The organism is Amycolatopsis sp. ATCC 39116, assembly GCF_000231075.2.
Taxonomy (GTDB): Bacteria; Actinomycetota; Actinomycetes; order Mycobacteriales; family Pseudonocardiaceae; genus Amycolatopsis_E; species Amycolatopsis_E tucumanensis.
The window spans coordinates 20,797-45,088 of sequence record NZ_AFWY03000024.1 but is presented as its reverse complement, the minus strand read 5'-3'; the positions used below and the strand labels follow the sequence as shown (position 1 = coordinate 45,088).

The 24,292-nt window shown below is 72.7% G+C and carries 25 protein-coding genes; 8 read left to right on the top strand and 17 right to left on the bottom strand.

The features are described from left to right. Window positions 1-20: 20 nt before the first annotated feature. The 5 genes from AMY39116_RS0323295 to AMY39116_RS0323275 form a co-directional block, all read right to left on the bottom strand. A complete protein-coding gene (locus AMY39116_RS0323295) occupies window positions 21-947 on the bottom strand; it encodes an anti-sigma-D factor RsdA (protein ID WP_020420039.1) in 927 nt (308 codons plus the stop codon). Continuing rightward, entirely contained in the window at window positions 948-1,520 is a 573-nt protein-coding gene (locus AMY39116_RS0323290) for a sigma-70 family RNA polymerase sigma factor (protein WP_026153775.1), read from the bottom strand. A gap of 253 nt (window positions 1,521-1,773) precedes the next feature. Further along, complete coding sequence (locus AMY39116_RS0323285; RefSeq protein WP_017986686.1) at window positions 1,774-2,370, bottom strand: response regulator transcription factor; 597 nt, start codon at window positions 2,368-2,370, stop codon at window positions 1,774-1,776. A 141-nt stretch (window positions 2,371-2,511) separates the two neighbouring features. Continuing rightward, a complete protein-coding gene (locus AMY39116_RS0323280; protein ID WP_020420036.1) occupies window positions 2,512-3,348 on the bottom strand; it encodes a hypothetical protein in 837 nt (278 codons plus the stop codon). Window position 3,349: 1 nt separating this feature from the next. Next, window positions 3,350-4,249 (bottom strand): MerR family transcriptional regulator, encoded by a 900-nt coding sequence (locus tag AMY39116_RS0323275; protein WP_020420035.1) that lies wholly within the window; start codon window positions 4,247-4,249, stop codon window positions 3,350-3,352. Between the two features lie 274 nt (window positions 4,250-4,523). Here AMY39116_RS0323275 and AMY39116_RS0323270 point away from each other — a divergent pair, with 274 nt between their 5' ends. Further along, window positions 4,524-4,826 (top strand): WhiB family transcriptional regulator, encoded by a 303-nt coding sequence (locus AMY39116_RS0323270; protein WP_017986683.1) that lies wholly within the window; start codon window positions 4,524-4,526, stop codon window positions 4,824-4,826. A gap of 40 nt (window positions 4,827-4,866) precedes the next feature. Here the strand turns inward: AMY39116_RS0323270 and AMY39116_RS0323265 are convergent, their stop codons facing one another. Further along, window positions 4,867-5,475: a TetR/AcrR family transcriptional regulator gene (locus AMY39116_RS0323265; RefSeq protein WP_027936168.1), complete on the bottom strand. Its 609-nt coding sequence runs from the start codon at window positions 5,473-5,475 to the stop codon at window positions 4,867-4,869. Window positions 5,476-5,549: 74 nt separating this feature from the next. Between AMY39116_RS0323265 and AMY39116_RS0323260 the strand changes: the two genes are divergently transcribed. Continuing rightward, window positions 5,550-6,290, top strand: a complete 741-nt coding sequence (locus tag AMY39116_RS0323260) for an SDR family NAD(P)-dependent oxidoreductase (RefSeq protein ID WP_020420032.1) — start codon at window positions 5,550-5,552, stop codon at window positions 6,288-6,290. A gap of 292 nt (window positions 6,291-6,582) precedes the next feature. Here the strand turns inward: AMY39116_RS0323260 and groL are convergent, their stop codons facing one another. The 3 genes from groL to AMY39116_RS0323245 all read right to left on the bottom strand — a co-directional run bounded on the left by groL (window position 6,583) and on the right by AMY39116_RS0323245 (window position 9,890). Next, window positions 6,583-8,199: a chaperonin GroEL gene (gene groL / locus AMY39116_RS0323255; RefSeq protein WP_020420031.1), complete on the bottom strand. Its 1,617-nt coding sequence runs from the start codon at window positions 8,197-8,199 to the stop codon at window positions 6,583-6,585. A gap of 77 nt (window positions 8,200-8,276) precedes the next feature. Further along, a complete protein-coding gene (gene groES / locus AMY39116_RS0323250; protein WP_026153773.1) occupies window positions 8,277-8,570 on the bottom strand; it encodes a co-chaperone GroES in 294 nt (97 codons plus the stop codon). Between the two features lie 468 nt (window positions 8,571-9,038). After that, complete coding sequence (locus tag AMY39116_RS0323245; RefSeq protein ID WP_027936167.1) at window positions 9,039-9,890, bottom strand: NADP-dependent oxidoreductase; 852 nt, start codon at window positions 9,888-9,890, stop codon at window positions 9,039-9,041. A 67-nt stretch (window positions 9,891-9,957) separates the two neighbouring features. Here AMY39116_RS0323245 and AMY39116_RS0323240 point away from each other — a divergent pair, with 67 nt between their 5' ends. The 3 genes from AMY39116_RS0323240 to AMY39116_RS0323230 all read left to right on the top strand — a co-directional run bounded on the left by AMY39116_RS0323240 (window position 9,958) and on the right by AMY39116_RS0323230 (window position 12,894). Beyond that, complete coding sequence (locus AMY39116_RS0323240; protein ID WP_020420029.1) at window positions 9,958-10,341, top strand: helix-turn-helix domain-containing protein; 384 nt, start codon at window positions 9,958-9,960, stop codon at window positions 10,339-10,341. Between the two features lie 344 nt (window positions 10,342-10,685). After that, on the top strand, window positions 10,686-12,581 hold the full coding sequence (locus AMY39116_RS0323235) for an N-acetylmuramoyl-L-alanine amidase (protein WP_020420028.1): 1,896 nt from the start codon (window positions 10,686-10,688) through the stop codon (window positions 12,579-12,581). 25 nt (window positions 12,582-12,606) lie between these two features. Then, window positions 12,607-12,894, top strand: a complete 288-nt coding sequence (locus AMY39116_RS0323230; protein ID WP_157358663.1) for a hypothetical protein — start codon at window positions 12,607-12,609, stop codon at window positions 12,892-12,894. Window positions 12,895-13,041: 147 nt separating this feature from the next. Here AMY39116_RS0323230 and tsaD read toward each other — a convergent pair whose 3' ends face one another. The 4 genes from tsaD to AMY39116_RS0323210 all read right to left on the bottom strand — a co-directional run bounded on the left by tsaD (window position 13,042) and on the right by AMY39116_RS0323210 (window position 16,179). Beyond that, the gene (gene tsaD / locus AMY39116_RS0323225; protein ID WP_020420026.1) at window positions 13,042-14,088 is read right to left on the bottom strand and encodes a tRNA (adenosine(37)-N6)-threonylcarbamoyltransferase complex transferase subunit TsaD; all 1,047 of its coding nucleotides are present in this window, start codon (window positions 14,086-14,088) and stop codon (window positions 13,042-13,044) included. After that, entirely contained in the window at window positions 14,088-14,558 is a 471-nt protein-coding gene (gene rimI / locus AMY39116_RS0323220) for a ribosomal protein S18-alanine N-acetyltransferase (RefSeq protein WP_020420025.1), read from the bottom strand. The genes tsaD and rimI overlap by 1 nt, the downstream gene beginning before the upstream one ends. Then, window positions 14,555-15,208, bottom strand: coding sequence for a tRNA (adenosine(37)-N6)-threonylcarbamoyltransferase complex dimerization subunit type 1 TsaB (gene tsaB / locus AMY39116_RS0323215; RefSeq protein ID WP_020420024.1), 654 nt, complete (start codon window positions 15,206-15,208; stop codon window positions 14,555-14,557). The genes rimI and tsaB overlap by 4 nt, the downstream gene beginning before the upstream one ends. Before the next feature lie 269 nt (window positions 15,209-15,477). Next, complete coding sequence (locus AMY39116_RS0323210) at window positions 15,478-16,179, bottom strand: FadR/GntR family transcriptional regulator (protein ID WP_027936166.1); 702 nt, start codon at window positions 16,177-16,179, stop codon at window positions 15,478-15,480. A gap of 94 nt (window positions 16,180-16,273) precedes the next feature. Here AMY39116_RS0323210 and AMY39116_RS0323205 point away from each other — a divergent pair, with 94 nt between their 5' ends. Genes AMY39116_RS0323205 through AMY39116_RS0323195 form a run of 3 tightly spaced genes read left to right on the top strand, consistent with a single transcriptional unit; the run spans window position 16,274 to window position 20,343 of the window. After that, window positions 16,274-17,572, top strand: coding sequence for an SLC13 family permease (locus AMY39116_RS0323205; protein WP_020420022.1), 1,299 nt, complete (start codon window positions 16,274-16,276; stop codon window positions 17,570-17,572). A 16-nt stretch (window positions 17,573-17,588) separates the two neighbouring features. After that, complete coding sequence (locus AMY39116_RS0323200; RefSeq protein WP_020420021.1) at window positions 17,589-19,028, top strand: acyl-CoA synthetase; 1,440 nt, start codon at window positions 17,589-17,591, stop codon at window positions 19,026-19,028. Next, complete coding sequence (locus AMY39116_RS0323195) at window positions 19,021-20,343, top strand: carboxyl transferase domain-containing protein (protein WP_020420020.1); 1,323 nt, start codon at window positions 19,021-19,023, stop codon at window positions 20,341-20,343. The genes AMY39116_RS0323200 and AMY39116_RS0323195 overlap by 8 nt, the downstream gene beginning before the upstream one ends. A 151-nt stretch (window positions 20,344-20,494) precedes the next feature. Here AMY39116_RS0323195 and AMY39116_RS0323190 read toward each other — a convergent pair whose 3' ends face one another. The 4 genes from AMY39116_RS0323190 to alr are packed head-to-tail and all read right to left on the bottom strand — an operon-like array spanning window position 20,495 to window position 24,175. Next, window positions 20,495-21,499, bottom strand: coding sequence for a zinc-binding dehydrogenase (locus AMY39116_RS0323190; protein WP_020420019.1), 1,005 nt, complete (start codon window positions 21,497-21,499; stop codon window positions 20,495-20,497). Continuing rightward, complete coding sequence (gene tsaE, locus AMY39116_RS0323185; RefSeq protein ID WP_020420018.1) at window positions 21,499-21,957, bottom strand: tRNA (adenosine(37)-N6)-threonylcarbamoyltransferase complex ATPase subunit type 1 TsaE; 459 nt, start codon at window positions 21,955-21,957, stop codon at window positions 21,499-21,501. Before tsaE ends, AMY39116_RS0323190 begins: the two co-directional genes overlap by 1 nt. After that, entirely contained in the window at window positions 21,954-23,051 is a 1,098-nt protein-coding gene (locus AMY39116_RS0323180) for an alpha/beta fold hydrolase (protein ID WP_020420017.1), read from the bottom strand. The genes tsaE and AMY39116_RS0323180 overlap by 4 nt, the downstream gene beginning before the upstream one ends. Next, a complete protein-coding gene (gene alr / locus AMY39116_RS0323175; RefSeq protein WP_020420016.1) occupies window positions 23,051-24,175 on the bottom strand; it encodes an alanine racemase in 1,125 nt (374 codons plus the stop codon). The genes AMY39116_RS0323180 and alr overlap by 1 nt, the downstream gene beginning before the upstream one ends. Between the last annotated feature and the right edge of the window lie 117 nt (window positions 24,176-24,292).

The window sequence follows — 24,292 nt, the reverse complement described above, 5'->3', positions numbered from 1 at the left end:
GGGTCTTCTCACAAGACGGATCAGTTCGAGCTGGTGCCGGTGTCCACACCGGCAGGCGCCTGGCCTGCTCCCGAGTCCGGCGTGTCGTAGCGCACCGTGTTGCCCGAGGAACCGTCGCCGGGCGGCGTCGTGCTGCTCTCGGTCGTCGGGGGCGGGGACGTCGTGCTGCTCGTCGACGGGGTCGGCGTCGTGGTCTGCTGCGGGCTCGTCGTGGTCGACGAGGACGGCGACTTCGTGGAGCTCGGCGGCGGCAGCGCGGCCGAGGTCGGCAGCGAGGTCGGCGAGTTCGGCGTGGTGGTGGTCGAGTCCGGCAGCATCGAGGCGAGCTGCTGGTGCTCCGCCATCAGCTGGCTGAGGTTCTCCTCCTCGGTGACCTGGCTCAGCTTCGCGGCGGCCTCGGCGAGCGCCTGCTGCGCCTCGGCGATGCGGCCCTGCGAGAGGGCGATGCTGGCCTGCTGCAGGTCGATGCGGGCCGCGGAGGCGGCCTCGACCGACCGCGCGTGGTCGGCGTAGAGCACCTTGGTCAGGCCCCACAGCGTGTCGCCGGGCTGCGCGTCCCGCGCGGCGATGCTGGTGCCGGTGAACCCGATGGCGAGAACGGCCGCGGCCGTGGCGACCGGCACGAGCAGGCGGCGTCGGCGCGCCCGCTGCCCGTGGCGGCGGGCCAGCGCGGCCGTCTTGATCGTGGTGACGGCGGTGTCGGTGTCGATGAGCTCGGCGAGCGGCTCGCTGTCGATGTCCCGTCGCCAGGACAGCAGCAGGGCGTTGAGTTCCTGGTCACCCAGGTCGTCGGCGATGCCGGGGTCGGAACCGCCGAGCGAGTCCAGCAGACCGTCGTCCGCGCGGATCGCGGTGAGGTCCGCCTCGAACTCCGCCCGCGAGGAACTCAGGGTCGACTCGAACTCGAGCTCGTCGAGCTCACGTCTGACGTCTTCGCGATCGGTCACTCAGGCCACCTCCTCGGACGCCAGCGCCTTGCGGAGCCGGGCCAGCGCGCGGTGCTGCGCGACGCGGACTGCGCCTGGCGTCGAGCCGACCGCTTCCGCGGTCTCCTCGGCGGACAGGCCCACGACCACGCGCAGCACGACGATCTCCCGCTGCTTGTCCGGCAGAACCCGGAGCAGCTGTGCCATGCGCTCGTTCAACTCCCCCTGCAAGGCGCGCTGTTCCGGCCCGATGTCGCCCTCGATCTCGTCGGGGATCTCGGCGACAGGCTCGGCCCGGTTGCGCGCGGCGGCCCGATGCGCGTCGGCCACCTTGTGCTGGGCGATGCCGTACACAAAGGCCAGGAACGGGCGCCCTTGATCACGGTACGAAGGCAACGCCGTGAGCACTGCTAGACACACCTCCTGGGCAACGTCGTCTGCCGAGGCGAACGACCGCTCCTGTCGTCCGACCCGGGCACGGCAATACCGCACCACCAGGGGACGGATAGCGGCCAGCAGCCGCTCCACCGCCTGGGGATCCCCCTCGACAGCGGCGGCGACTGGCTCATCCAGCCCGTCCCCCACATTGGCCATCGCAGACAACAGTCCCAGCGTTACGTGTAGGCGTGCAAAATTAACGGCGCGGCAATCCCCACATCGCTCACACCGGTGAGGCCTACGGTACCTGGCGACGCCGGTGTCGCGTATGCGTGGTCGGCTCTACAGCCGCGCCGGCCTCGCCGAACCGAGGCCGCCCAGTATCGCACGGATGTGGTTCGCAGGGGGGCGATCGAGCGAAGCGGCGCGCGGAAACACGAAAATTTCTCGCTGAATCCGCGCGTCCGCGTCAGGAGACCAGACCCCGGCGGAAGCCGTGCGCCACAGCCTGCGCACGGTCCCGCACGCCGAGCTTGCGGAACAGCCGGCGCGCGTGGGTCTTCACGGTGTCCTCGGAGAGGTACAGCTCACGGCCGATCTGGCCGTTGCTCTTGCCCTGGCTCATGCCGCGCAGGACCTGGAGCTCGCGCTCGGTGAGCTGCACGCCGGGGTCGGCGGGCTGGCGCGGCGCCGGCACCGAGGTGCTGGCGAGGGTGTGCGCGAGCGCGGCGACCAGCTCCGGCCGGGACGCGTCCCAGCGCAGGTAGCCGCGGGCCCCGCCGGCGATGGCGGCGGCGATGCTGCCGGCGTCGTCCGGCGCGCCGAAGACGATCACGTTGGCCTGAGGGTTGGCGGACACCAGCCGCCGAGTCGCCTCCACCCCGGCCGGCATCGCGCGCTGGGTGCCGACGAGCACGACGTCGACCGGCTGCCGCGAGTACCGGGCCAGCAACTCGTCACCGTGCGCTACACAGTCGATGCGACTGACACCGGGGACAGCAGACATCACGCGGGTGAGCCCTTCGCGGACACTGCGTCGGTCGTCGCAGATCAAGACCGTCGTCACGGGTGTTCCTTCCTGCAGCCGGGTGACATTCCATATCCCCTATCGGACGCTTGAGGCCGTACCTTGACACGATCCGGTGGCTTTTTTTGGAACTTCTTCGCCCGGATGTCGGTATGGCCGGCGGGAGCCCCGCACCCGGGGTCAGACCGGTACCGACGGTGAACCATGCGCCAGCCGCCTCCCTCCGGGGTCGGAGCTCAGTAACACTGCGTATAACACCGCGGCCGTTCGCGATCGGTGGCGGTCCGCGTCGGCGGGCCACAGATCGGCCGCGATCAGCCCGGCGGGCCAGCTGAGCGAGGACAGTTCGTACTTGTCCGCGTCCGCGAGCGCGCCCGAGACGAGCTCCCCGGCTCTTCGCTTCTGCCCGATGGTGCCCAGCGCCGCGGCGAGCACCAGCTGGGACTTGACGGTGTGCCGGATCGACCCGGCAGCCGTCGCCTCGTCGAGGGCGGCCTCGGCGGGCGCGACCGCGGCCGGCGCGTCACCCGAGGCGAGCGCGAGTTCCGCGGTGACCCAGCCGAGCCGGGTCCGGGTGCGCCAGTTGTCCACCGCGCCCGCGGCCCGGTCCAGGACGCGCCGCGACGCAGAGAGCCGCCCGGTGCCGAGGTGGTCGGCGGCCAGCCCGAGGAGCGCGTCCGCGAGCGCGCCGCGGGCGTCCAGGCCGTCCGGGTCCGGATCCGACACGGCCGTGGCGGCCCGGCGGAGCGCGGCGCCGTCGAGCCCGCGGGCGACGGCGTGGCCGCCGAGCTGCCTGCGGTGCGAGGCGAGGGTGGCCAGCGCCAGCGCGGCGACCACCGGGTCCCGGTCGCGGGCGAGGCCGTCGAGCAGGGTGGTGGCGGCCGCGTACCGGCCCTGGGCGCCGAGCACGATCGCGCCGAGCAGGCGCCGCTTGGGCGGGCCCGCGGCGGCGAGCACGTCCGGCGGCGGCGCCGGCCGGTCGCCGAAGGCCGCTCGTCGGAGTTCGATCTCGTGCACGTTACTTCCCTACCAGGACGTACTCGATGCGGTCAGCCGCCGTCCGCAGTCCGGACAGCCGTTCGACGCGATCCGGCAGCTCCGGGGCGCGCCAGCCCGGGCCGGCGGCGAACAGGCGGCTGCGCAGCCCGCCGCGGGACACCTCTGGGAACAGCTCCGGGTCGGCGTTGCCCGCGCGGTCGGCCCACAGCACCACGGCCGCGGGCGAGCTGCGCCGGACGGCCGCGGACAACGCGGGGCCGGGCAGCGGCAGCCCGAACAGCTGCGAGCCGATGCGCCGCGCGGCCAGGCCCGCGGCCAGCACGTGCAGCGGCAGGCCGTCCTGCTCGTCCGGGACCCGGCTGAGCAGCACCGGGCGCTGGTTGCGCGGGTGGTCGAGCACCGGGGTCGCGCGCACGACGGCGGCCAGCACGCACTCGCTCAGCATGGCCTGCACCTCGACCCCGGCCGGGGTCCCGGGCCAGCCGGCCCCGCAGGCGTCGAGGACCGGGGCGATCACGCCCTCCCACGCGTCGAGGACGCCGGCGCTGCCGATCGCGTCGTCGAGGGTCTGCTGCACCGCGCGGCCGTCGAGCGCGACCGCGGCGGCGCGCAACCGGCGGGCGGCGGCGCCGTTCTGCGCGGCGCTGACCTGCTCGGCCGGCGGCGGCAGCGGCTGGGCGGCGATCTCCGGGGCGGCGCCGAACGACTTCGGCATCTGCTGGAGCGCGTAGCGGGCGGCCTCCGCGGTCGAGGCACCGCGCAGCAGCGCGCGCTGCATCAGTTCGAGGCGGCCGATGTCGGCGGCGCAGTAGCGGCGGTGCTTGCCGCCGGTGTGCCTGCTCGGGCCGAGGCCGTAACGGCGGTCCCAGGTGCGCAGTGTCGAGGGCGCGACCCCGAGCCGCCGGGCGACGGCGGCCACGGGCATCGTCGGCTCGGCCTGACCGGCACCCCTGGGACGGCTCACCCGACCCAATATCCCGGTACCACTCGAACGGGGCAACCTGAATCGGTTTCGTTATTTCCCCTGTTTACGGCCCTGATCTCACGCATCCGGGGGAAACCTAACGGCTGAATCAGCGGGATTCCCTTGAACAACTATTGGCGCGCTTCTAACGTTACCGCCGTTGCGCCATTCGGAGTAATCGCCGGGCGGCTAAGCAGGGGTGGCACGACCGAATCGGAGGGCGGTCACGATGGCAGACACGCGCAGGCTCCCGGGCCCGAACGCCGATATCTGGGATTGGCAGCTGCGGGGGTCGTGCAGGGGGATGGACAGCGGCGCGTTCTTCCACCCGGACGGCGAGCGCGGGCCGGCGCGAGCGCGCCGCGAGGCCCGCGCGAAGGCGATCTGCCAGTCCTGCCCGGTCCTGCAACTGTGCCGGGAGCACGCGCTCGCGGTGCACGAGCCGTACGGGATCTGGGGCGGGCTGTCGGAAGCCGAGCGGGAGACGATCATCCGCACCGGGAAACCGCAGCTGACCCTTTCCGGCCAGTAGCCGGAACGGAAAAAGCGGACGGCACCCGGGTGAACGCCCGTCAGCCGGGTGCCGTCTTTTTTCCCAGAAATCGCGGCCACACGGTCATCGCCGTGTCGATGACCGCTTCCAGGTCCGCGAGTTCGGCGCCATCTCGCGCCTGAATCGACATCCCGTGCAGAATCGTGCCGTAGAACCGGACGATTCCCTCGACGTCGGCGTCTTCGGGCAGGTCCCCTTCCGCTACCGCGCGTCGCAACCGCGCGGCCACGCCGATCAGGTTGTTCCGCCGTTTGGCCGCGAGGAATTCGCGGACCGGCCGGTTCTGCTCCGTGCAGTTGAGCGCGGCCAGCACGACCATGCACCCACGCGGGTGACCCGCCTCGACGTACCCGCGGGCGCTCTCCCGCAACCAGGCCTCGACGGCGTCACGCGCGGTCTCCCCCTCCGGCGGCCGTTGCCCGAACCGCTCCCCGTAGCGCTCGATCGCCTCCCGGAACAACGCCTCCTTCCCGCCGAAGGCCGCGTACAGGCTGGGTGAGCCGATCTTCATGGCGGCGGTCAGGTCGGACAGCGACGTGCCCTCGTAGCCGCGCTCCCAGAAGACGTACATCGCCTCGTCCAGGGCCGCGTCCCGGTCGAAGGTCCTCGGACGCCCGCGTGGTGACATGGTTCGCATTCTATAGCGGTCGGCACAGAAGTCGCTCTAACTTCTGTGCCGATCACTACAGAAATGGAGGACCCATGGGTTCGCTGGACGGCAAGGTCGCACTCGTCACCGGGGGCAGCAGGGGCATCGGGGCGGCGATCGCCCGGAAGCTGGCGGCGGACGGGGCGCACGTCGCGGTCACCTACGAGAAGTCCGCCTCGCGGGCGGCCGAGGTGGTGGCCTCGATCGAGGGCCTCGGCCGGAAGGGGCTGGCGCTGCAGGCCGACAGCGCTGACGCCGAGGCACTGACCGCGGCGGTGGACCAGGCGGCCGAAGCGCTGGGCGGGCTGGACGTGCTGGTCAACAACGCCGGGATCTTCCCGCGCGGGACGGTCGACGAGATGAGCCTCGCCGACTTCGACCGGACGCTGGCCGTCAACGTGCGGGCCGTGTTCGTCGCGACCCAGGCCGCGGTGCGGCACCTGCCGGCCGGTGGCCGGGTCATCACGATCGGCAGCACGCTCGGCGAGCGGGTGCCTGGGCCGGGGATGAGCGCCTACGCGGCGTCGAAGGCCGCGGTGGTGGGGCTGAGCCGGGCGTTCGCGCGGGACCTGGGGCCTCGCGGGATCACGTCGGTGGTGGTTCAGCCGGGGCCGACCGACACGGACATGAACCCGGCGGACGGGCCGCGCGCGGCGAGCTCTCTCGCGCTGTCCACTGTTGGGCGGCACGCGTCACCGGAGGATCTGGCCGCGACTGTTGCGCATGTCGCTGGGGCGGCTGGGGCGTTCATCACCGGGTCGGTGATCACCGTCGATGGTGGGGTCAATGCTTGAGTAGGCGCTACGCGGGTTTCTCAATCGCCGGCTTCGCTTCGCTACGCCCCGGTTGAGCCCTCCCGAACCCGATCTTTCAGTGTTCGGTTGCCGAGACACCGCGTCAAGGCGGGAAAGCGTGCCTTGACCCGGTGGCTCGGCAACCGATTTGGCTGGGGATCGGGTTGCGGGAGAGGGGTGGCTCGGAGGGGTCGGTGCGTGGCGTTGCCGGGTGGCGGGTTGTGGTTGTGGAGCTGGAAAAGAAAAGAAGGGCCCCCGCTTTTGGCGGGGGCCCTTTTGGTGCTTGTTGTTGCTAGTGCGCGTGGCCGTGGCCGTGGCCGGTGTTCTCGGGCTCCTCGACCGGCTTGTCCACCACGGTGCTCTCCGTGGTCAGGACGAGACGGGCGATGGAGGCCGCGTTCGCGACCGCGGAGCGGGTCACCTTCACCGGGTCGACGATGCCGGCCTGCAGCAGGTCGGTGATCTCGCCGGTGGCGGCGTTGAAGCCGTAGCCCCAGCCCTGCTCCTGCACCTTGGACACGATGACCGGGCCCTCGTAGCCGGCGTTCGCGGCGATCCAGTTCAGCGGCGCGGTCAGGGCGTCCCGCACGATGCGGACACCCGTGGCCTCGTCGCCGGTCAGACCGAGGTCGCCCTCGAGCTCCTTGACCGCGTGCACGATCGCCGAACCACCGCCGGGCACGATGCCCTCCTCGACGGCCGCCTTGGTCGAAGCCACGGCGTCCTCGATGCGGTGCTTGCGCTCGTTCAGCTCGGTCTCGGTGGCCGCGCCGACCTTGATCACCGCGATACCGCCGCCGAGCTTCGCCAGCCGCTCCTGCAGCTTCTCGCGGTCCCAGTCGGAGTCGGTGGTCTCGATCTCCTTGCGGATCTGCGCGATGCGGGCCTCGATGTCGGCCTTGGTGCCTGCACCGTCGACGATCGTCGTGTTGTCCTTGGTGATCTCGATGCGCCGGGCGGTGCCCAGCGAGTCGAGGCCGATCTCGGACAGCTTCAGGCCGACCTCCGAGGAGATGACCTGCGCGCCGGTGACGACGGCCAGGTCGTCCAGGAACGCCTTGCGGCGGTCACCGAAGAACGGGGCCTTCACCGCGACCGCGACGAGGGTCTTGCGCAGGGCGTTGACCACCAGGGTGGACAGCGCCTCGCCCTCGACGTCCTCGGCGATGATCAGCAGCGGCTTCTTCGACTCGGCGACCTTCTCCAGGATCGGCAGCAGGTCGGCCAGCGCCGAGATCTTCTCGCGGTGCAGCAGCACGTAGGCGTTCTCGAGGATCGCCCGCTGCTCCTCCGGGTCGGTCGCGAAGTGCGCCGACAGGTAGCCCTTGTCGAACTGCACACCCTCGGTGATCTCGAGTTCGGTGGCCAGCGTGGAGGACTCCTCCACGGTGATCACACCGTCCTCGCCGACCCGCTCCACGGCCTCGCCGAGCAGGGCGCCGATAGTGGCGTCACGCGAGGTGACCGTGCCGACCTGGGCGATGTTGTCGCGGCCCTTGACCGGGGTGGCCTTGGACTTGAGCACCTCGATGACCTTCTCCGCGGCCGCCTCGATGCCCTTGCCGAGGCCGGCCGGGTTGGCGCCGGCGGCCACGTTGCGGAGGCCGACCTTCACCAGAGACTGCGCCAGCACGGTGGCCGTGGTGGTGCCGTCGCCGGCGACGTCGTTGGTCTTGGTGGCCACGTTCTTGGCCAGCTGGGCACCCAGGTTCTCGAACGGGTCCTCCAGCTCGATCTCCCGCGCGACGGTGACGCCGTCGAGGGTGATCGTGGGGCCGCCGAACTTCTTGTCCAGCACGACGTGACGACCGCGCGGGCCGAGGGTGACCTTGACCGCGTCGGCGAGCTTGTTGACGCCGCGCTCGAGGGCTCGACGAGCGTCCTCGTCGAAGTTGATCTGCTTGGGCATGGAAGTCCTCTCAGACAGCAGAACGCCCCGTCCCCGGCTTTCCAGCGGGGCCCGGGGCGTTCACCGCAGCGCCTGTGTCAGTTGACGACAGCCAGCACGTCGCGAGCGGACAGGATCAGGTAGTCCTCACCGTTGTACTTGACCTCGGTGCCGCCGTACTTGGAGTAGATGACGACGTCGCCGACGTTGACGTCGACGGGGATGCGGTTCCCCTTGTCGTCGACGCGGCCCGGGCCAACGGCCAGAACCTTGCCCTCCTGGGGCTTCTCCTTGGCGGTGTCGGGGATGACGAGGCCGGACGCGGTCGTCTCCTCGGCCTCGCTCGTCTGGACAACGATCTTGTCCTCGAGCGGTTTGATGTTCACGCTCACCGGGTTGACCTCCACGGGTCGTCGAAAGCGTTGGCAGGTACTTACTTGGTTTCGGCGCCTACCACCCCCGCCGTCGCGGGTGCCGGGGCGTGTGCGGTGCCTTCGATTAGCACTCTAGCCACGGGAGTGCTAGCCGCGCAAGGAGGGTCCCCCGGTGTGGCTGCCACCCCTTGTCAAGGTGCTTGACCGGGCACTTTGCCGGCCCCGTCGCGGCGGCAGCCGTCGGGCGCGGCACACGTCGTCACGTAGCGATATCGCCATCTCACTCGTTGAGCGGTGTTGACTTCCGACCCCGCTGCCTACCTTGGGAAACGGCCCGGACACGACTGGAAGGAATGGTGTTCCCATGGGTGGTTGCAGCTGTTGCAGCTCGTGCAGTGGCCCCGGATGCGGTTGCTGCGGAGGCTGCTAGCACCGGCCTTGACCTGAACGGCCCCGGGACCCCGATGGCGCGGTCCCGGGGCCGTTCTACGGAACCAGCACGATCTTCCCGCGCACCCGCCCGCTCTCGCTCAGCTCGTGCGCCTTCGCGGCGTCCGCCAGCGGCAGGACCTGCGAGACGTGGACCCGCACGTCCGCGGCCCGCGCCAGCTCCGCGGCCGACGGCTGCACGTGGAACCGCCGGTAGCGCGGGTCGTCCGCCCCGTCGTCGCCCTGGGCGTCGATCAGCACGCCGCCGGGGTTCAGCACCCGCAGCGAGCGCGAGCCGTACTCGCCGCCGACCAGGTCGAACACCACGTCCACATCGGACACGGCCGTGGTGAAGTCGACCGCGGTGTGGTCGATCAGCTCGTCCGCGCCGAGTGCCCGCAGGAACTCGTGGTTGACCGCCCGGGCGGTGCCGATCACGTGCGCGCCCCTGGCCTTCGCCACCTGCACCGCCACGTGCCCGACCCCGCCGGCCGCGGCGTGGATCAGGACGCGCTGACCAGCACGGACATCGGCGAGCGCCTGGGAGGCGGTCAGCACCGCGGTCGGCAGCGCGGCGGCGTCGACGTGGTCCAGGGCCGCCGGCTTCGGGGCCAGCGCGTCGCGGGGCACGGCCACGTACTCGGCGTAGGCGCCCCAGCGCGACATCACCAGCCCGAACACCTCCTCGCCGGTCTCCTCGACCACGCCCGAGAAGTCCAGGCCGAGCCGGAACGGCGGCACGATCCCGAACCCCTCCACCAGCCCCCGCCGCAGCTTCCAGTCGGCCGCGTTCACCCCCACCGCGTGCACCCGCACCAGCACCTCGCCCGGCCCGGGCACCGGCCGCGGCGCGTCGACGAATTCCAGGACCTCGGGGCCACCCAGGGCCCGCACATCAACAGCTTTCACACCGGAGATCGTCGTGCGCGGTGGTATCGGTTGTGAAGAAGGCACCTTCCTGATATCCAGGTACCTCGTGGATACCGTCCAGTCCTACCTCCGCGCCTGCCCCGCCCGCACGGTGCTCGACGCGCTGGCCAACAAGTGGACGCTGCTGGTGCTGAGCTTCCTGCGCCGCAGCGACGGCCCCGTGCGCTTCAACGAGTTGCGCCGCCGGCTGGAGGGCATCACCCAGAAGTCACTCACCCAGACGCTGCGCGCGCTCGAGCGCGACGGCCTGGTCGACCGGGCCGTCTACCCGACCGTGCCGCCGCGCGTCGAGTACTCGCTCACCGCCCTCGGCACCCAGGTCGGCGACATGTTCAACGTGCTGGGCGAGTGGGCAGAGGAGCACGTCGGCGAGATCCTCGCGGCGCGCGAGGCCTTCGACAACCGCCCCGCCCCGGAACCGGTGCGCTGACCGGAACCGCTGTCACCCACAAGGCGTCGTACGCCCCGTGGCGGTGGTGCAGCGGTCCCAGTTGAGGCGTGCCGATGAAGTACCCACCGCAGCCGGGCCAGTCCTACGAGCCGTAGCCCGGCGCCCGGTGGTACCCGCAGCAGCAGGGCCCGTTCCCGCCCGGCGGCGGTCACCCCCAGCCCTTCCCGCGCGGCGGTGGGTACCCGCCGCCATCGATCGCGACGGTTCGCGGCCGGGCTGTCGCCGGTGCGTGAAAGACCTGGAGAGGCGCGCAAGTGATCGGGTAGTTCCCAACCCCCTTGCCACTGTGTAGTTTCCTGGCTACACCAGCCTGGGAGGGCAACATGCCGATCACCCGCCGCAACGCTTTGCGCGCGATCGCCGCCGGCACCGCCGGCGTGGCCGTGGTGGCCGCGCCCGGTGCTGCCGCCGCCACGACTTCCGCCCGTCAGCGGGCGTTCGCCGCCGCGGCGGCGGAGTTCGGGGTCCCAGAACCCGTGCTGCTCGGCGTCTCGTACCTGAAGTCCCGGTGGGACTCGCACGGCGGCGCGCCGAGCACCGGCGCCGGTTTCGGCCCGATGCACCTGACCGACCTGCGCGCGGTCGCCGCCGGGGGCAGCCACCACGACAAGGGCGAGGACCCGCGTGGCGACTCGGCGCGCGGCGAGCTGCGGCCGCACACGTCGGACGCGCTGCAGACCGTGGACCTCGCCGCCGGGCTGACCGGCGTGGACGCCGCGACGCTCCGGACGGACCCGGTGCAGAACATCCGCGGTGGCGCGGCGGTTCTGGCCCACTACCAACGAGAACTCGGCGCCCGCGCCGACGTGCCCGCCGACTGGTACGGCGCGGTCGCCCGCTACTCCGGCGCTTCGGACACCGGGACCGCGACGTTCTTCGCCGACGAGGTGTTCTCGACCATCACCGCAGGCGCGAGCCGGACCACCGACGACGGGCAGGCCGTCGCGCTGCCCGCGACGCCGGTTTCGCCGCGGCGCGAGCAGGTCCGCGCGCTCGGGCTGTCCACGGTCGCGGAGGGCGCGGCCGAAGCCCCGCCCGGGCTGCCCGTCGAGTGGATCCCGGCGCCCTACCAGGACCTCGGCGGCGGCAACTACGGCAACTACGACAAGGCCGAGCGGCCCAACTCCCAGCAGATCACGCACATCGTCATCCACGACACCGAGTGCACCTACGACGCGGCGATCGGGCTCGTGCAGGACCCGTCGTACCTGGCGTGGCACTACACGCTGCGCTCGACGGACGGGCACGTCGCGCAGCACGTGCTGACCAAGGACGTCGGCTGGCACGCGGGGAACTGGTACTTCAACGCGAAATCGATCGGCGTCGAGCACGAGGGGTTCGCGGCGCAGGGCACCTGGTACACCGAGGCGATGTACCGGACCTCGGCGAAGCTGGTGAAGTACCTGGCCGGGAAGTACCGGATCCCGCTGGACCGCGAGCACATCATCGGTCACGACAACGTGCCGGGCGGGACCGCGGACAAGGTCGCCGGCATGCACTGGGACCCGGCGCCGTACTGGGACTGGGCGCACTACTTCGACCTGCTCGGGGCGCCGCTGAACGCGCGGCCGGTGCGGCAGCCGACGGGCCTGGTGATGGTCAAACCGGACTTCGCCACGAACCCGACGGGCTACACGGGCTGCGACACGTCGGCCCCGGGCGCCGCGTGCCCGGCGCGTGGTTCGTCGGCGCTGTTCATGCGCACCGAACCCCGCGACGACGCGCCGTTGCTGGCGGACGTGGGCCTGCACCCAGAGGGCGGGCCCTCCACGGTGGCGATCTCGGACGTCGGCAGCCGGGTCTCGACCGGGCAGCGGTACGCGGTGGCGGAGGTCCGCGGCGACTGGACGGCGGTGTGGTTCCTCGGGCAGAAGGGGTGGCTGCGGTCGTCCGGCGTGGTGCCGGTGCTGGGGCAGGTGGTGACGCCGCGGCCGGGGCTGTCGTCGGTGCCGGTGTACGGGCGGGCGTACCCGGAGGCGGAGGCGTACCCGGAGGGGCTCACGCCGCAGGAGGTCGTGCCGCTGCAGTACACGCTGCCCGCGGGCCAGAAGTACGCGGCAGGCCCGACGCTGACTGCGGAGTACTACTCGGCGACGACCTTCGACGCGGCGCAGCACGTGGTGGTGCGCGGGAAGACGAAGTACGTGCAGGTGCAGTTCGGGCACCGGGTGGGCTTCGTCAAGCTCGACGACGTGGTGGTTTCGCGCACGCGCCCGTGACGTGCGGTGAGTCTGGGGAGGAACTGTGGGGATTCGCATGGCCGCGGGCGTCGCGGTGGTCGCGGCCGGGCTGCTGGCGACGGCATCGCCCGCGTGGGCGGGCGAGGCGGGTGCGCTGGGCGCGTGCGCGGAGCTGACCGACAGCGGCCCCGGCTGGGCCGAGCTGCGCAACGACTGCGGGGTGGCGATCGAGGGCTCGATCGCCCTGAGCACCGGGAAGCGCCCCGCGTGCGTGCCGATCGCGCCGAGGGGGACCGGCACGGTCACCTGGGAGGGCGAAGGCGTGGCTGAGTACGCGGTCGACTGCATCTGACGGGGCCGCCCCGGCTGCCGGATCGGTGGCCGGGGCGGTCCCTCACGGCTTGCCGCAGCACACTGCCGGGCTCGCCGACGCACAGCACGGTCACGCTCGCCCCCTGACCGCGGGCGCGAGCTTCGCGCTCAAGCGCTCGGCAGTCGCTCAGAGCGAGACGATCTCCACCGGCAGCGCGGGGTTCGCGGAGAGGTCCAGCGCCGACGGCTTCTTCTCCGCCGCCACCACGTGCGCGCCCAGCGCGGCGATCATCGCGCCGTTGTCGGTGCACAGGCGCGGCCTCGGGACGCGCAGCTCGATCCCCGCGGCCTCGCACCGCTCGCGCGCCAAGCTGGACAGCCGCGAGTTCGCCGCGACCCCGCCGGAGATCACCAGCGTGCCGATGCCCATCTCCGTCGCCGCGCGCACGGCCTTCGCGGTCAGCACGTCGGCCACCGCCTCCTGGAAGGACGCCGCCACGTCGTTCACCGGGATCTCCTCGCCGCGGCGCTCGGCGTTCTCCACCCACCGCGCCACCGCGGTCTTCAAGCCGGAGAACGAGAAGTCGAACTTCGCGTCCCGCGGGCCGGTCATTCCGCGCGGGAAGTCGATCGCCGTGGGGTCGCCCTCGCGTGCGGCCTTGTCGATCGGCGGGCCGCCCGGGTACGGCAGGCCGAGCACGCGGGCCACCTTGTCGTAGGCCTCGCCGGCGGCGTCGTCCACAGTGGACCCGATCTCGGTGATCTCACCGGCGATGTCGTCCACCCGCAGCAGCTGCGTGTGACCGCCGGACACCAGCATCGCCAGGCACGGCTTCGGCAACGGGCCGTGCTGCAGGGTGTCCACCGCGATGTGCCCGGCCAGGTGGTTGACGCCGTAGAGCGGGACGTCCAGCGCCGCCGCGTAGGCCTTCGCCGCCGAGACGCCCACCAGCAACGCGCCCGCGAGCCCCGGGCCCGCGGTCACCGCGATGGCGTCCACATCGGACAGCCGGAGCCCGGCCGTGGCGAACGCGCGCTCGGCCGTCGGCCGCATGGCCTCCAGGTGAGCGCGGCTGGCGACCTCCGGCACCACTCCGCCGAACCGCGCGTGCTGCTCGACGCTCGACGCGACCTCGTCGGCGAGGAGCTCGACGGCGCCGTCGTCGTGCAGGCGCACGAGGCCGACGCCGGTCTCGTCGCAGGAGCTTTCGATGCCGAGGATGATGCGGGACATCAGCCCACCTCCTGCTTGCTCACGGCGGGGCGCATCATCGTGTACGCGTCGGCGCCGGACGGGTGGTAGTAACGCTTGCGCAGGCCGATCTGCTCGAAACCGTGCCGCCGGTACAGCTCCTGGGCGCGGTCGTTGTCGGTGCGGACCTCCAGGAACACCGGCGCGCGGACCTCGTCGGCGCGGGCGAGCAGTGCGCGCAGCAGCGCGGTGCCGATGCCCTTGCCCTGGTGAGCGGGGTCAACGCCGATGGTGTGGACGCTGGCCTCGTACTCGCCCCGGCCGCCGACGACCGCCAGGCCGGCGTAGCCGATCAGGACGTCCTCGGGGGTGTACGCGCCGAGGTAGTAGGCGCCGGAGTCCAGCTCGCTGAGGAACGCGCGGGCGCTCCACGGGTCGTCACCGGCGAAGAGGACCTTCTCGATCTCGGCGCACCGGTCCACGTCCTTGCGGCGCAGCTTGGCGAGCTTCACGCGGTGGTCACCCGCTTCCGCGCGGCGGGTTCGACGGCGTCCGGGCGGCGCAGGTAGAGCGGCGTCAGCGGGGCGGGCTCGGCTCCCGAGGTCAGCGCCTCGCGGGCCGCGGCCACCAGACCGGCGGTGCTCGGGTAGTACGGCTCGACGACCCGGGCGCCGAGCTGCTCGGCGTAAAGGCGGGCGCCGTCCCCGGCGGCGAGGCTGATCGACAGCTCGGCGGGCGCCTGGACGTGGGGGCCGTCGGTGCGCTGGCCGTCCGCGTCGTAGGCCGCCCAGTACACCTCGCGGCGACGGGCGTCGGTGACGACGTGGAACGGCTCGCCAAGGCCGGCCTGACGGGCGATCGCGTCGAGGCTGCAGACGGGGTGGACCGGGATCCCGAGCGCGTGCCCGAGCGCGGCGGCGGTGGCGAGACCGGCGCGCAGACCGGTGAACGGCCCCGGCCCGGCGCCGACCACGATCGCCGCCAGGTCCTTGAGCGCGACACCCGCTTCGCGCGCCGCGTCGAGGGCGTGCGGGGTGATGAGCTCACCGTGCGCACGCGCGTCGAGCGTCACCCGCTCGGCGAGCACGGTGGCGCTCGTGGTGAGCTCGGCGACCCCGGCGGTCACCGCGGGCGTCGACGTGTCCAGAGCCAGTACCAGCACAGCTCTCCAGGGTACGGCGTGCGCGCCGACCTGCGGTTACCGGGCCGCTTGGGTGCCGACCTCCCCCGCCCTCGATGCCTGATTGTGTTTCAGTCGCCGAGCAGGTCGACGACCAAAGATCGGCTGGGGATCGGGGGCGGGGGAGGTCTGGTCGGGGTAGTCGGTGTCGTTGCGTTGCCGGCTTGCGGTTCGTGGGGCGCAGGAAGAATGCGCAGCCGGAGGCTCGCCGTCACCGGGCGCAACCGGGCGGTGGCCGGGCGCCTTCCGGGTCAGTCCTCCGGGTCCCAGCTCAGCAGGCGCACCTCGGCGACCGTGCGGAGGTGGTTCCGCATCGCTTCGGCCGCAGTCTTCGGGTTGCGGTCTCGGATGGCGTTCGCGATGCGGATGTGCTGGTCCAGCGACCGCGGCGGGCGGCCCGGCTGGCGGAGCGACTCGTTGCGGCTTTCGGTGATCTGGTCGGCGATCGCGCCCATGAACTCGGCCAGCAGAGCGCTGTGCGCGGCCCCGGTGATCGCCGCGTGGAACCTACGGTCACCCTCGACCCCGGCTCCCCCGTCCCTGATCTCGGCCGCCATGAACTCCAGCGCCGACTCCAGCGCGGCCAGGTCCTCGTCGGTCCGGCGCACCGCCGCCAGCTCGGCCAGCTTCGTCTCCAGCGCCTCCCGCGCGTCGAGCACGTCCGGCAGCCGCCGCCTGCGTTCCACCAGTCGCTCGACCGGCTCGGCGTCCAGCGCGTCCCGCACCAGGTACGTCCCGCCGCCGTGCCGGGTCTCGACCAGGCCCTGCACCTCCAGCACAACGATCGCCTGCTTCACCGACGCCCGGCTCACCCCGAGCCGCTGCGCCAGGTCCCGCTCCGCGGGCAACCGGTCGCCCGCACGCAGCCCGGCGTCGGCCGCGTAGGCCCGCAACCGCTCCAGGACCTGCTCGTACAGCCGCGGACGGACCATCGGGCTCAGCGCATCAGACACGTTCCGAAGCCTAGCCCTTGACAGGCTGAGTGGCTGAGCCGCAAAGTGGTTCAGCCACTCAGCCACTTGAATCCCAACGGCGGGAGTTCTACCGATGTCCGCTGAGCTGATCTCGATCCTCGTCCTCGCGGTCGTCTTCGTGATAGCGACGACTCGCTCGATCAACATGGGGGTGCTGTCCTTCGCGGCCGCGTTCGGCGTCGGCACGCTGGCCGCGAACATGGATGCCGACGAGATCTTCGCCGGCTTCCCCGGCGACCTGTTCGTCGTGCTCGTCGGCGTCACGTTCCTGTTCGCCATCGCCCGCGCCAACGGCACCACGGACTGGCTGGTCGACGCCGCCGTCCGGCTGGTCCGCGGCCGCGTCGCGCTGATCCCCTGGGTCACCTTCGCCATCACCGCGGTGCTCACCGCGATCGGCGCGGTCAGCCCGGCCGCGGTCGCCATCGTCGCGCCCGTCGCGCTCGGGTTCGCCGCCCAGTACGGCATCCACCCGCTGCTGATGGGCGCGATGGTCGTGCACGGCGCGCAGGCCGGCGGTTTCTCGCCCATCAGCGTCTACGGCACCATCGTCAACGGCATCGTCGAGCGCGAACGCCTCGGCGGCAGCGAGATCACGCTCTTCCTGGCCAGCTTCGTGGTCAACCTGGTGATCGCGGCCATCGTGTTCGTCCTCCTGCGCAAGCGGCAGACCATCCGCACCACCGACCGGGACCGCGAACTCGTCGCCGCGGGCACCGGCGGCCCGCCCGCCGGCACCGGGTCGGCCGGCGTCGAAACCCGCGAGCGCATCCGCCTCAACGCGCCCCGCATCGCCACGCTCGCGAGCCTGGCCGTGCTGGTCGTCGCCACGCTGGTGTTCGACCTCGACGTCGGCCTTACCGCGATGACGCTGGCCGTGGTGCTCAGCGTGATCTGGCCCGCGACCAGCAAGAAGGCCGTCGGCGAGGTCACCTGGCCCACCGTGCTGCTGATCTGCGGCGTGCTGACCTACGTCGGCGTCCTGCAGGAGATGGGCACGATCGAGTGGGCGGGCGAGGGCGTCGGCGGCATCGGCGCGCCGCTGCTCGCCGCGCTGCTGCTGTGCTACATCGGCGCGATCGTGTCGGCGTTCGCGTCGTCGGTCGGGATCATGGGCGCGCTCATCCCGCTCGCGGTGCCGTTCCTCGCGCTGGGCACGGTCGGCCCGGTCGGCATGATCTGCGCGCTCGCGGTGTCGGCCACAGTCGTCGACGTCAGCCCGTTCTCCACCAACGGCGCGCTGGTGCTGGCCAACGCCCGCGAGGTGGACCGGGACGCCTTCTTCCGGCAGTTGCTCGTCTACGGCGGCATCATGGTCGCCGTGGTACCCGCCGTCGTCTGGCTCGTGTTCATCGTGCCCGGACTCGGCTGATCTGTGAGGAGTTCACGTGCCCGAACGGTTGTTCCCGGCCCTGGCAGAGCCGCCCGAGAAGGAGGCCCTGCGCTTCGGCGAGGTCTCGCTCGACTACGCGGAACTGGCGGCGATCGCCGGTTCACTCGCGAGGGAGATCCGCGCCCAGTCACCCACGCGGGTGGCGGTGTGGGCGACGCCGACCATCCACACGAGCGTCGCCGTGGTCGCGGCGCTGCTCGCGGGTGTCCCGGCGGTCCCGGTCAACCCGAAGATCGGCGAGCGCGAACTCGACCACATCGTGAACGACAGCGCCCCCTCGCTCGTCCTCAGCGAGCCGGGCGCGAAGCTGCCGGAGCGGCTGGCGAACCTGCCGCGCCAGCAGGTCGCGCTGATCGGCAGCCCCGGTGACCTGCCCGAGGAGCCGGGCGACGAGGCGCCCGCGCTGATCGTCTACACCTCGGGCACGACCGGCCCGCCGAAGGGCGTCGTGCTGCCGCGGCGCGCCATCTCCAGCACGCTGGACGCGCTGGAGGACGCCTGGCAGTGGACCGCGGACGACGTGCTCGTGCACGCGCTGCCGCTGTTCCACGTGCACGGCCTGATCCTCGGGATCCTCGGCCCGCTGCGCCGCGGCGGCACCGTGCACCACGCCGGGAAGTTCGCCACCGACGTCATCGCCAGGGAACTGTCGACCGAGGCGACGATGATGTTCGGCGTGCCCACGATGTACCACCGCATCGCGGAGGAGGTGGGCGGCAACGCCGAGCTGGCCAAGGCGCTGAGCGGGGCGCGGCTGCTGGTGTCCGGGTCGGCCGCGCTGCCGGTGCACGACCACGAGCGCATCCGCGCGGCCACCGGGCAGCAGGTCGTGGAGCGCTACGGCATGAGCGAGACGCTGATGAACACCAGCGTCCGGGCCGACGGCGAACGCAAACCCGGCACAGTCGGGGTGCCGCTGCGCGGGGTCGAGGTGCGGCTGGTCGACGAGTCGGGCGCGGTCATCGAGACCAGTGACGGCGAGACGGTCGGCGAGATCCAGGTGCGCGGGCCGAACCTGTTCACCGAGTACCTCAACCGCCCGGACGCGACCGCGGAGGTGTTCGACGCCGGCTGGTTCCGCACCGGCGACATGGCGACCCGGGACGCCGACGGCTACTACCGGATCGTCGGGCGCAAGGCCACCGACCTGATCAAGAGCGGCGGCTACAAGATCGGCGCCGGCGAGATCGAGAACGCGCTGCTGGAGCACCCGGGCGTGGCCGAGGCCGCGGTGACCGGCGAGCCGGACCCGGACCTCGGCGAGCGGATCGTGGCGTGGATCGTGCCCGCCGGAGAGCCGCCCGCGGAGCAGGAGCTGGTCGACCACGTCGCCCGGTTGCTGTCGCCGCACAAGCGGCCGCGGGTGGTCCGGTTCCTGGATGCGTTGCCGCGCAACGACATGGGCAAGGTCATGAAGCGGGCGCTGGATGCGTGAGAGCGCCCGTGCGGTGATCGGCTCGGTGTGCTCCGGGTTCACCGAGCTGCCCGCGCCACCCAGCGCCGAGTCCGGTGTGGACGGTCCGATCGGCTGGCCCGGTTACGACTCCGCGCGTGACAGGGCCGCCGAGCGCACCGGCGAGCGGGAATCGGTGGTGTGCGGGGTCGGCAAGTTCGGCGACACCGAGGCGACCGTCATCGCGTGGGAGTTCGGGTTCCTCGGCGGCTCGCTCGGGCGGCGCACCGGCGACCGGATCGAGGCGGCGTTCGAGCGGGCGCGGGAGCTGCGGACGCCGGTCGTGTCGATGATCGCGACCGGCGGCAGCCGGATGCAGGAGGGCATGGCCGCGCTGACGCAGCTGCAGCGGATCGCCCGGCAGGCGGCGCTGACGCGGGCCGCCGGGTTGCCGCAGGTCGCGGTCGTGCGGGACCCGACGACCGGCGGCGGCTGGGCCACGCTCGGCGCCGGTTCGGACGTGGCGCTGGCCCTGCCCGGGGCGCAGGTCGGGTTCGCCGGGTCGCGGGTGCGGCCGTCCGGTGACGCGTCGGCGTACACCGCGGAGTCGCAGCTGGCGTCCGGGCACGTGGACCAGATCGTCCCCGCGGCGGAGCTGGGCGAGCGGCTGGGCCGGTGGTTGTCGTTGCTGACGGGCGCGGACGGGCGGCCGGCGCCGCCGCCATCGGCTTTGGGCGGCGATGAGCTACCGGCGGACGGCTGGGCAGCGGTGCAAGCGGCACGTGCTCCGTCACGGCCGCGCGCCGAGTCCTATTTGGACGCCTACTTCGAGTGGCGGGAGGACATCAGCGGCGACCGGTGCGGCGGCGTTGATCCCGGGGTGCGGTGCGGGTTCGGAATGCGCGGAGGCGTGACGGTCGCCTACGCCGCGCAATGCGGGATCGCGACGCTGCCGTCGGGTTTCCGCACGGCGGCGCGGCTGATCCGGCTGGCCGACCGGCTGGGGATCCCGGTGCTCACCCTGGTGGACACCCCGGGCGCGGCCAACGACCCGGCGGCCGAACGGGCCGGCGCGGGCGCGGCGATCGCGGAGGTCTTCGCGGCGGTGGCCGGGGCGTCGGTGCCGGTGACGACGCTGGTGATCGGCGAGGGCGGCTCCGGGGGCGCGCTGGCGTTCGCCCACCCCGAGCGGACGTGGGTGACGCCGGACAGCTACTTCTCGGTGACGTCCCCGGAAGCGGCGGCGTCGATCCTGAAGCGCCCGCCCGAGGAGGTCCCGGCGACGGCGAACCAGCTGCGGTTGCGGCCGCAGGACCTGGTGCTGCTCGGTGTGGCGCGGGGGATCGTGGGGCGCTGAGGCCGGACTGGCTGCGGGGCTTGGCGGCAGGAGCGCGCCCGAACACGGAACTCGCGCTCGGAGCGCGGGCCGCGTGCCCGCGGGCGCGAGGCTCTGGCCGGATTCAGAACTCGCGCCCGCGCGGGTAGGGCTCGCGCCGGGCGGAGTCGGGTCAGGGGTGCAGCAGGACCTTGCCGGTGTCGACGGCGGGGTCCTCCAGCAGCCGCAGGGCGCGTTCGGCTTCCTCCAGCGGGAACTCGTGCGTGATCAGCGGCCCGGGGTCCAGCAGACCGGTCGCGAAGGCCCGCACGGCGTGCGTCCACGCGCGGGACGGCGCGCCGAACACCGTGTGCACCGTCACCGCGGCCGTCACCAGGTCCGCGGGCGCGATCGGCTCCGTCTCGTGGCCCGCCAGGCCGGTCAGCACCACCCGGCCGCCGCGGCGGCACATCCGCACCGCCTGCGCGCCCGTGCCCGGCGCGCCCGCCGCCTCCACCACCACGTCGAACCCGCCCGGCGCCGCGCCCGGGCTGTAGAAGCCGGTCGCGCCGCAGAAGCGGGACGCGGGCACCGCGCGGGAGGCCCGCGGGTCCACCACGACCAGCTCGGCCGGGCCGCTCGCCGCCAGCAGCTGCGTCGCCAGCAGGCCGAGCGTGCCGCCGCCGATCACCGCCACCCGTTCGCCCGGCACGACCGCCGCGAGCAGCGTCGCGGCCGCCATGCAGGCCGCCGGTTCCAGCAGCGCCGCGGCGCGCAGGTCGGCGCCGTCGGGCAGCACGTGCAGCAGCCGCGCCGGAATGCGCAGCTCGTCGGCCCACGCGCCGGGCTGGGTGAATCCCGTCTCGTCGTACTCGGCGGTGCACAGGGTCGTGTCGCCGCGCCGGCACGGGGCGCACCGGCCGCAGTTGCGGAACCCTTCGCCAACCACGGGTTTGCCGAGCAGCTCCGGGTCGGTGCCCGGCCCGAGCTCGACGACCGTGCCCGACCACTCGTGCCCGGGCACCACCGGGTACCGCACGAAACCCTCGGCCCGCGTCCCGGCGAGCACCTCGCGGTCCGACCCGCAGATCCCCGCCCACTCGACGCGGACGACGACCTCGCCGTGGCCGGGGTCCTCCGGCTCGGTCCGCACGACGCTCAGCTTGCCGGGGGCCTCGACGACGACCGCGCGCCCCATCAGCCCACCAGCTCGGGTACGCGCTCGACCCACGAGCCGTGCGGCTCCAGGGTCAGTTCCCGCACGTCGTCGGGCCGCCGGTCGATCCGGACCACCAGGTGGTCGGACGACAGCCGCTCCGCGGAACCCTCGCCCCACTCCACGACCACGGCGGCCGATTCGAGGTCGGTGTCCAGGTCCAGGTCGTCGAGCTGCGCCAGGTCACCGCCGAGGCGGTAGGCGTCGACGTGCACCAGCGCGACGCCGCGCTCCCCCGCCGGGTGCACCCGCGCGATCACGAACGTCGGCGAGCTGACCCGCCCGGACACGCCCAGCCCGGCCGCGATCCCGCGCGTCAGCACGGTCTTGCCCGCGCCGAGCGGACCGGCGAGCAGGACGACGTCGCCCGCCCGCAACGTGCGGCCCAGCGACTCGCCGAACGCCACCGTGTCGTCGGCCGTCGGTAACTCGATGCTCATTGGTTCAACCACCGCCACATCCGCCGCGGGCGGGACTCGTCCGTCACTCCCGCGCACCGCTGTACCAGGTCGATGAGGTGGCTGTCGACCACCTCGGGCTGTTCGAGCTGCACCATGTGCCCGGCGCCGCGCACGCGCACCAGCTCGGCGTCGGGCAGCTCCGCCGCGATCCGCTCAGCGTGCGAGTACGGCGTGAACCGGTCGGTGTCGGCGCCGATCACCAGCACGTGCGCGTGCTTCAGACCGGCCAGCGCCGCGTACCGGTTGTGGCTGCCGAGCGTGTCGACGAACCCGACCAGCTCCTTCACCGACGTCACGGCCAGCATCTCGAGCATGAAGTCGACCACGCGCGGGTCGACGTCGCGGGAGCCGAACGCGAGCAGCCGCACGGCCTGCCGGGTCAGCTGCCCGCCCGCGGCCCGCACGAACTCGACCAGCCCCGGCTGCCACCCGGCGAGCTCGCCGACACCGCGGGTCAGCGGGTTGTACTTGGACAGCAGCCCACGCGGCAGCCCCTTGCGGCCCACCTCGCCCGCCGCGGTGGCGATGAACGCGACCCCGCAGATCCGCTCGGCGAACAACTCCGGGTTCTGCTGGGCCAGCTCCATGACCACCATGCCGCCCATGGAGTGCCCCATGAGCACGATCGGCCCCTCGGGCGCGACGGCGCGCAGCACCGCGTCGAGGTCGCGGGCCAGCTGTTCGATGGTGCTGGTCTTCTCGTTGGCCGGGCCGGACGTGCCGTGCCCGCGGTGGTCGTAGTAGACCTGCCGCACGCGCGGCAACGTCAGCGAGGCCAGGTCGCGGCGCTGGAAGTGCCAGCTCAGCTGCGACAACGCGAACCCGTGCACACCCACCACGGTCAGCTCGGGTTTGCCGCCGTCGGCCGGGTCGATCTCGGACACCGACAGCGGCGTGCCGTCGTCCGCGGCGACCGTGGAGGTGCGGTCCGGGTCGAGGGTGCCGAGCCGTTCGCCGGTGAGGTGGTCCCGCTGGCGCTGCTGCTGCGCGGTCACCGCGATGGTGGCCGCCGCGGTGCCGGTGACCAGCGCGACGGCACCGCCGAGCACGGTGAGCATCCGGCGGGACACCATCAGACGTCCTCCCCCAGGTACCGCCGCCGGATCCGCGGCCGGTACATGCCGGTGACGATCTCGTAGTCGATGGTGCCGATCTTGTCGGCCCATTCGCGCGCGGTCGGTTCGCCCCGGGCGCCGTCGCCGAACAGGACCACCTCCGCGCCCAGCGGCGGCTCGTCGTCGCCGCAGTCCACGACCAGCTGGTCCATGCACACGCGACCGGCGACCGGACGGCGCTTGCCGTGCAGCCACACGTCCATCCGGCCGGACAGCGTGCGCGGCACCCCGTCGGCGTATCCGGTGGGCACGAGGGCGAGCGTGGTGTCCCGCCGCGCGGTCCACGTGTGTCCATAGGAGACGGACTCGCCGGCGCGGATCCGTTTGGTGAGCACGACCGACGAGCGGAACGTCATCACCGGGCGCAGGTCCTCGGGTTGCGGGTTGGGGTTGAGGCCGTAGATCGCGATGCCCGGGCGGACGAGGTCGAAGTGCAGGTCCGGCCGGTTCAGCGTGGCGGCCGAGTTCGCCAGGTGCCGCAACGGGTTCAGGCCGGCCTCGCGCGCGATCTCGTACGCCGCGGCGAAGCGCTCGGCTTGCTGGTCGGTCGCCGGGTGGCCAGGCTCGTCGGCGCACGCGAGGTGCGACCAGATGGCGACGACCTCGACGTCCGGCTCCCCGGCGGCCTCCTTGACCAGGGCGGGCCAGTCCGCGGCGGGGCAGCCGTTGCGGGACAGGCCGGTGTCGATCTTCAGGTGGACCCGGGCGCGCTTGCCGGTGCGACGGGCGGCTTCGGCAATGCGCGCGAGTTCGGCCCGGGAGCTGGCCGAGAGGTCGACGTCCGCGGCGATGCCCGGCGCGAAATCGGTGGTCGGCAGGTCGAGCCAGGCCAGGATGGGCGCGGTGATGCCCGCCTCGCGCAGCGCGAGCGCCTCGCCCAGGGAGCAGGCGCCGAGCCAGGTCGCGCCGGCCTGCAGCGCGGCGCGCGCGACGGGGACCGCGCCGTGGCCGTAGCCGTCGGCCTTGACGACCGCCATCGTGGCGGCACCGGAAGCCGCCGCCCTGCTCGCGAGCAGGGCGACGTTGTGCCGCAGGGCAGCCAGGTCGACGACAACCTCGGCGCGGGGGAGATCGGGGCTCATCGGGGTCCATTTTCCCACGTCCGGGCCGCCGGGTGCCCTGCGGGCGGTGTCGACCTCCCCCGCCCCCTCACGTCGAGTGTGTATTGGTCGCCGAGCAGGGGTGTCAAGGCGGGAAAG

Bases quoted from the DNA above. Each gene is read 5' to 3' on its own strand.
- groL (WP_020420031.1), bottom strand. From the start codon at position 8,199: ATGCCCAAGCAGATCAACTTCGACGAGGACGCTCGTCGAGCCCTCGAG.
- AMY39116_RS0323235 (WP_020420028.1), top strand. From the start codon at position 10,686: ATGCCGATCACCCGCCGCAACGCTTTGCGCGCGATCGCCGCCGGCACC.
- AMY39116_RS0323195 (WP_020420020.1), top strand. From the start codon at position 19,021: ATGCGTGAGAGCGCCCGTGCGGTGATCGGCTCGGTGTGCTCCGGGTTC.
- AMY39116_RS0323270 (WP_017986683.1), top strand. From the start codon at position 4,524: ATGGCAGACACGCGCAGGCTCCCGGGCCCGAACGCCGATATCTGGGAT.
- alr (WP_020420016.1), bottom strand. From the start codon at position 24,175: ATGAGCCCCGATCTCCCCCGCGCCGAGGTTGTCGTCGACCTGGCTGCC.
- AMY39116_RS0323205 (WP_020420022.1), top strand. From the start codon at position 16,274: ATGTCCGCTGAGCTGATCTCGATCCTCGTCCTCGCGGTCGTCTTCGTG.
- tsaD (WP_020420026.1), bottom strand. From the start codon at position 14,088: ATGTCCCGCATCATCCTCGGCATCGAAAGCTCCTGCGACGAGACCGGC.
- AMY39116_RS0323190 (WP_020420019.1), bottom strand. From the start codon at position 21,499: ATGGGGCGCGCGGTCGTCGTCGAGGCCCCCGGCAAGCTGAGCGTCGTG.
- AMY39116_RS0323290 (WP_026153775.1), bottom strand. From the start codon at position 1,520: ATGGCCAATGTGGGGGACGGGCTGGATGAGCCAGTCGCCGCCGCTGTC.
- AMY39116_RS0323265 (WP_027936168.1), bottom strand. From the start codon at position 5,475: ATGTCACCACGCGGGCGTCCGAGGACCTTCGACCGGGACGCGGCCCTG.
- tsaE (WP_020420018.1), bottom strand. From the start codon at position 21,957: ATGAGCATCGAGTTACCGACGGCCGACGACACGGTGGCGTTCGGCGAG.
- AMY39116_RS0323180 (WP_020420017.1), bottom strand. From the start codon at position 23,051: ATGGTGTCCCGCCGGATGCTCACCGTGCTCGGCGGTGCCGTCGCGCTG.
- AMY39116_RS0323260 (WP_020420032.1), top strand. From the start codon at position 5,550: ATGGGTTCGCTGGACGGCAAGGTCGCACTCGTCACCGGGGGCAGCAGG.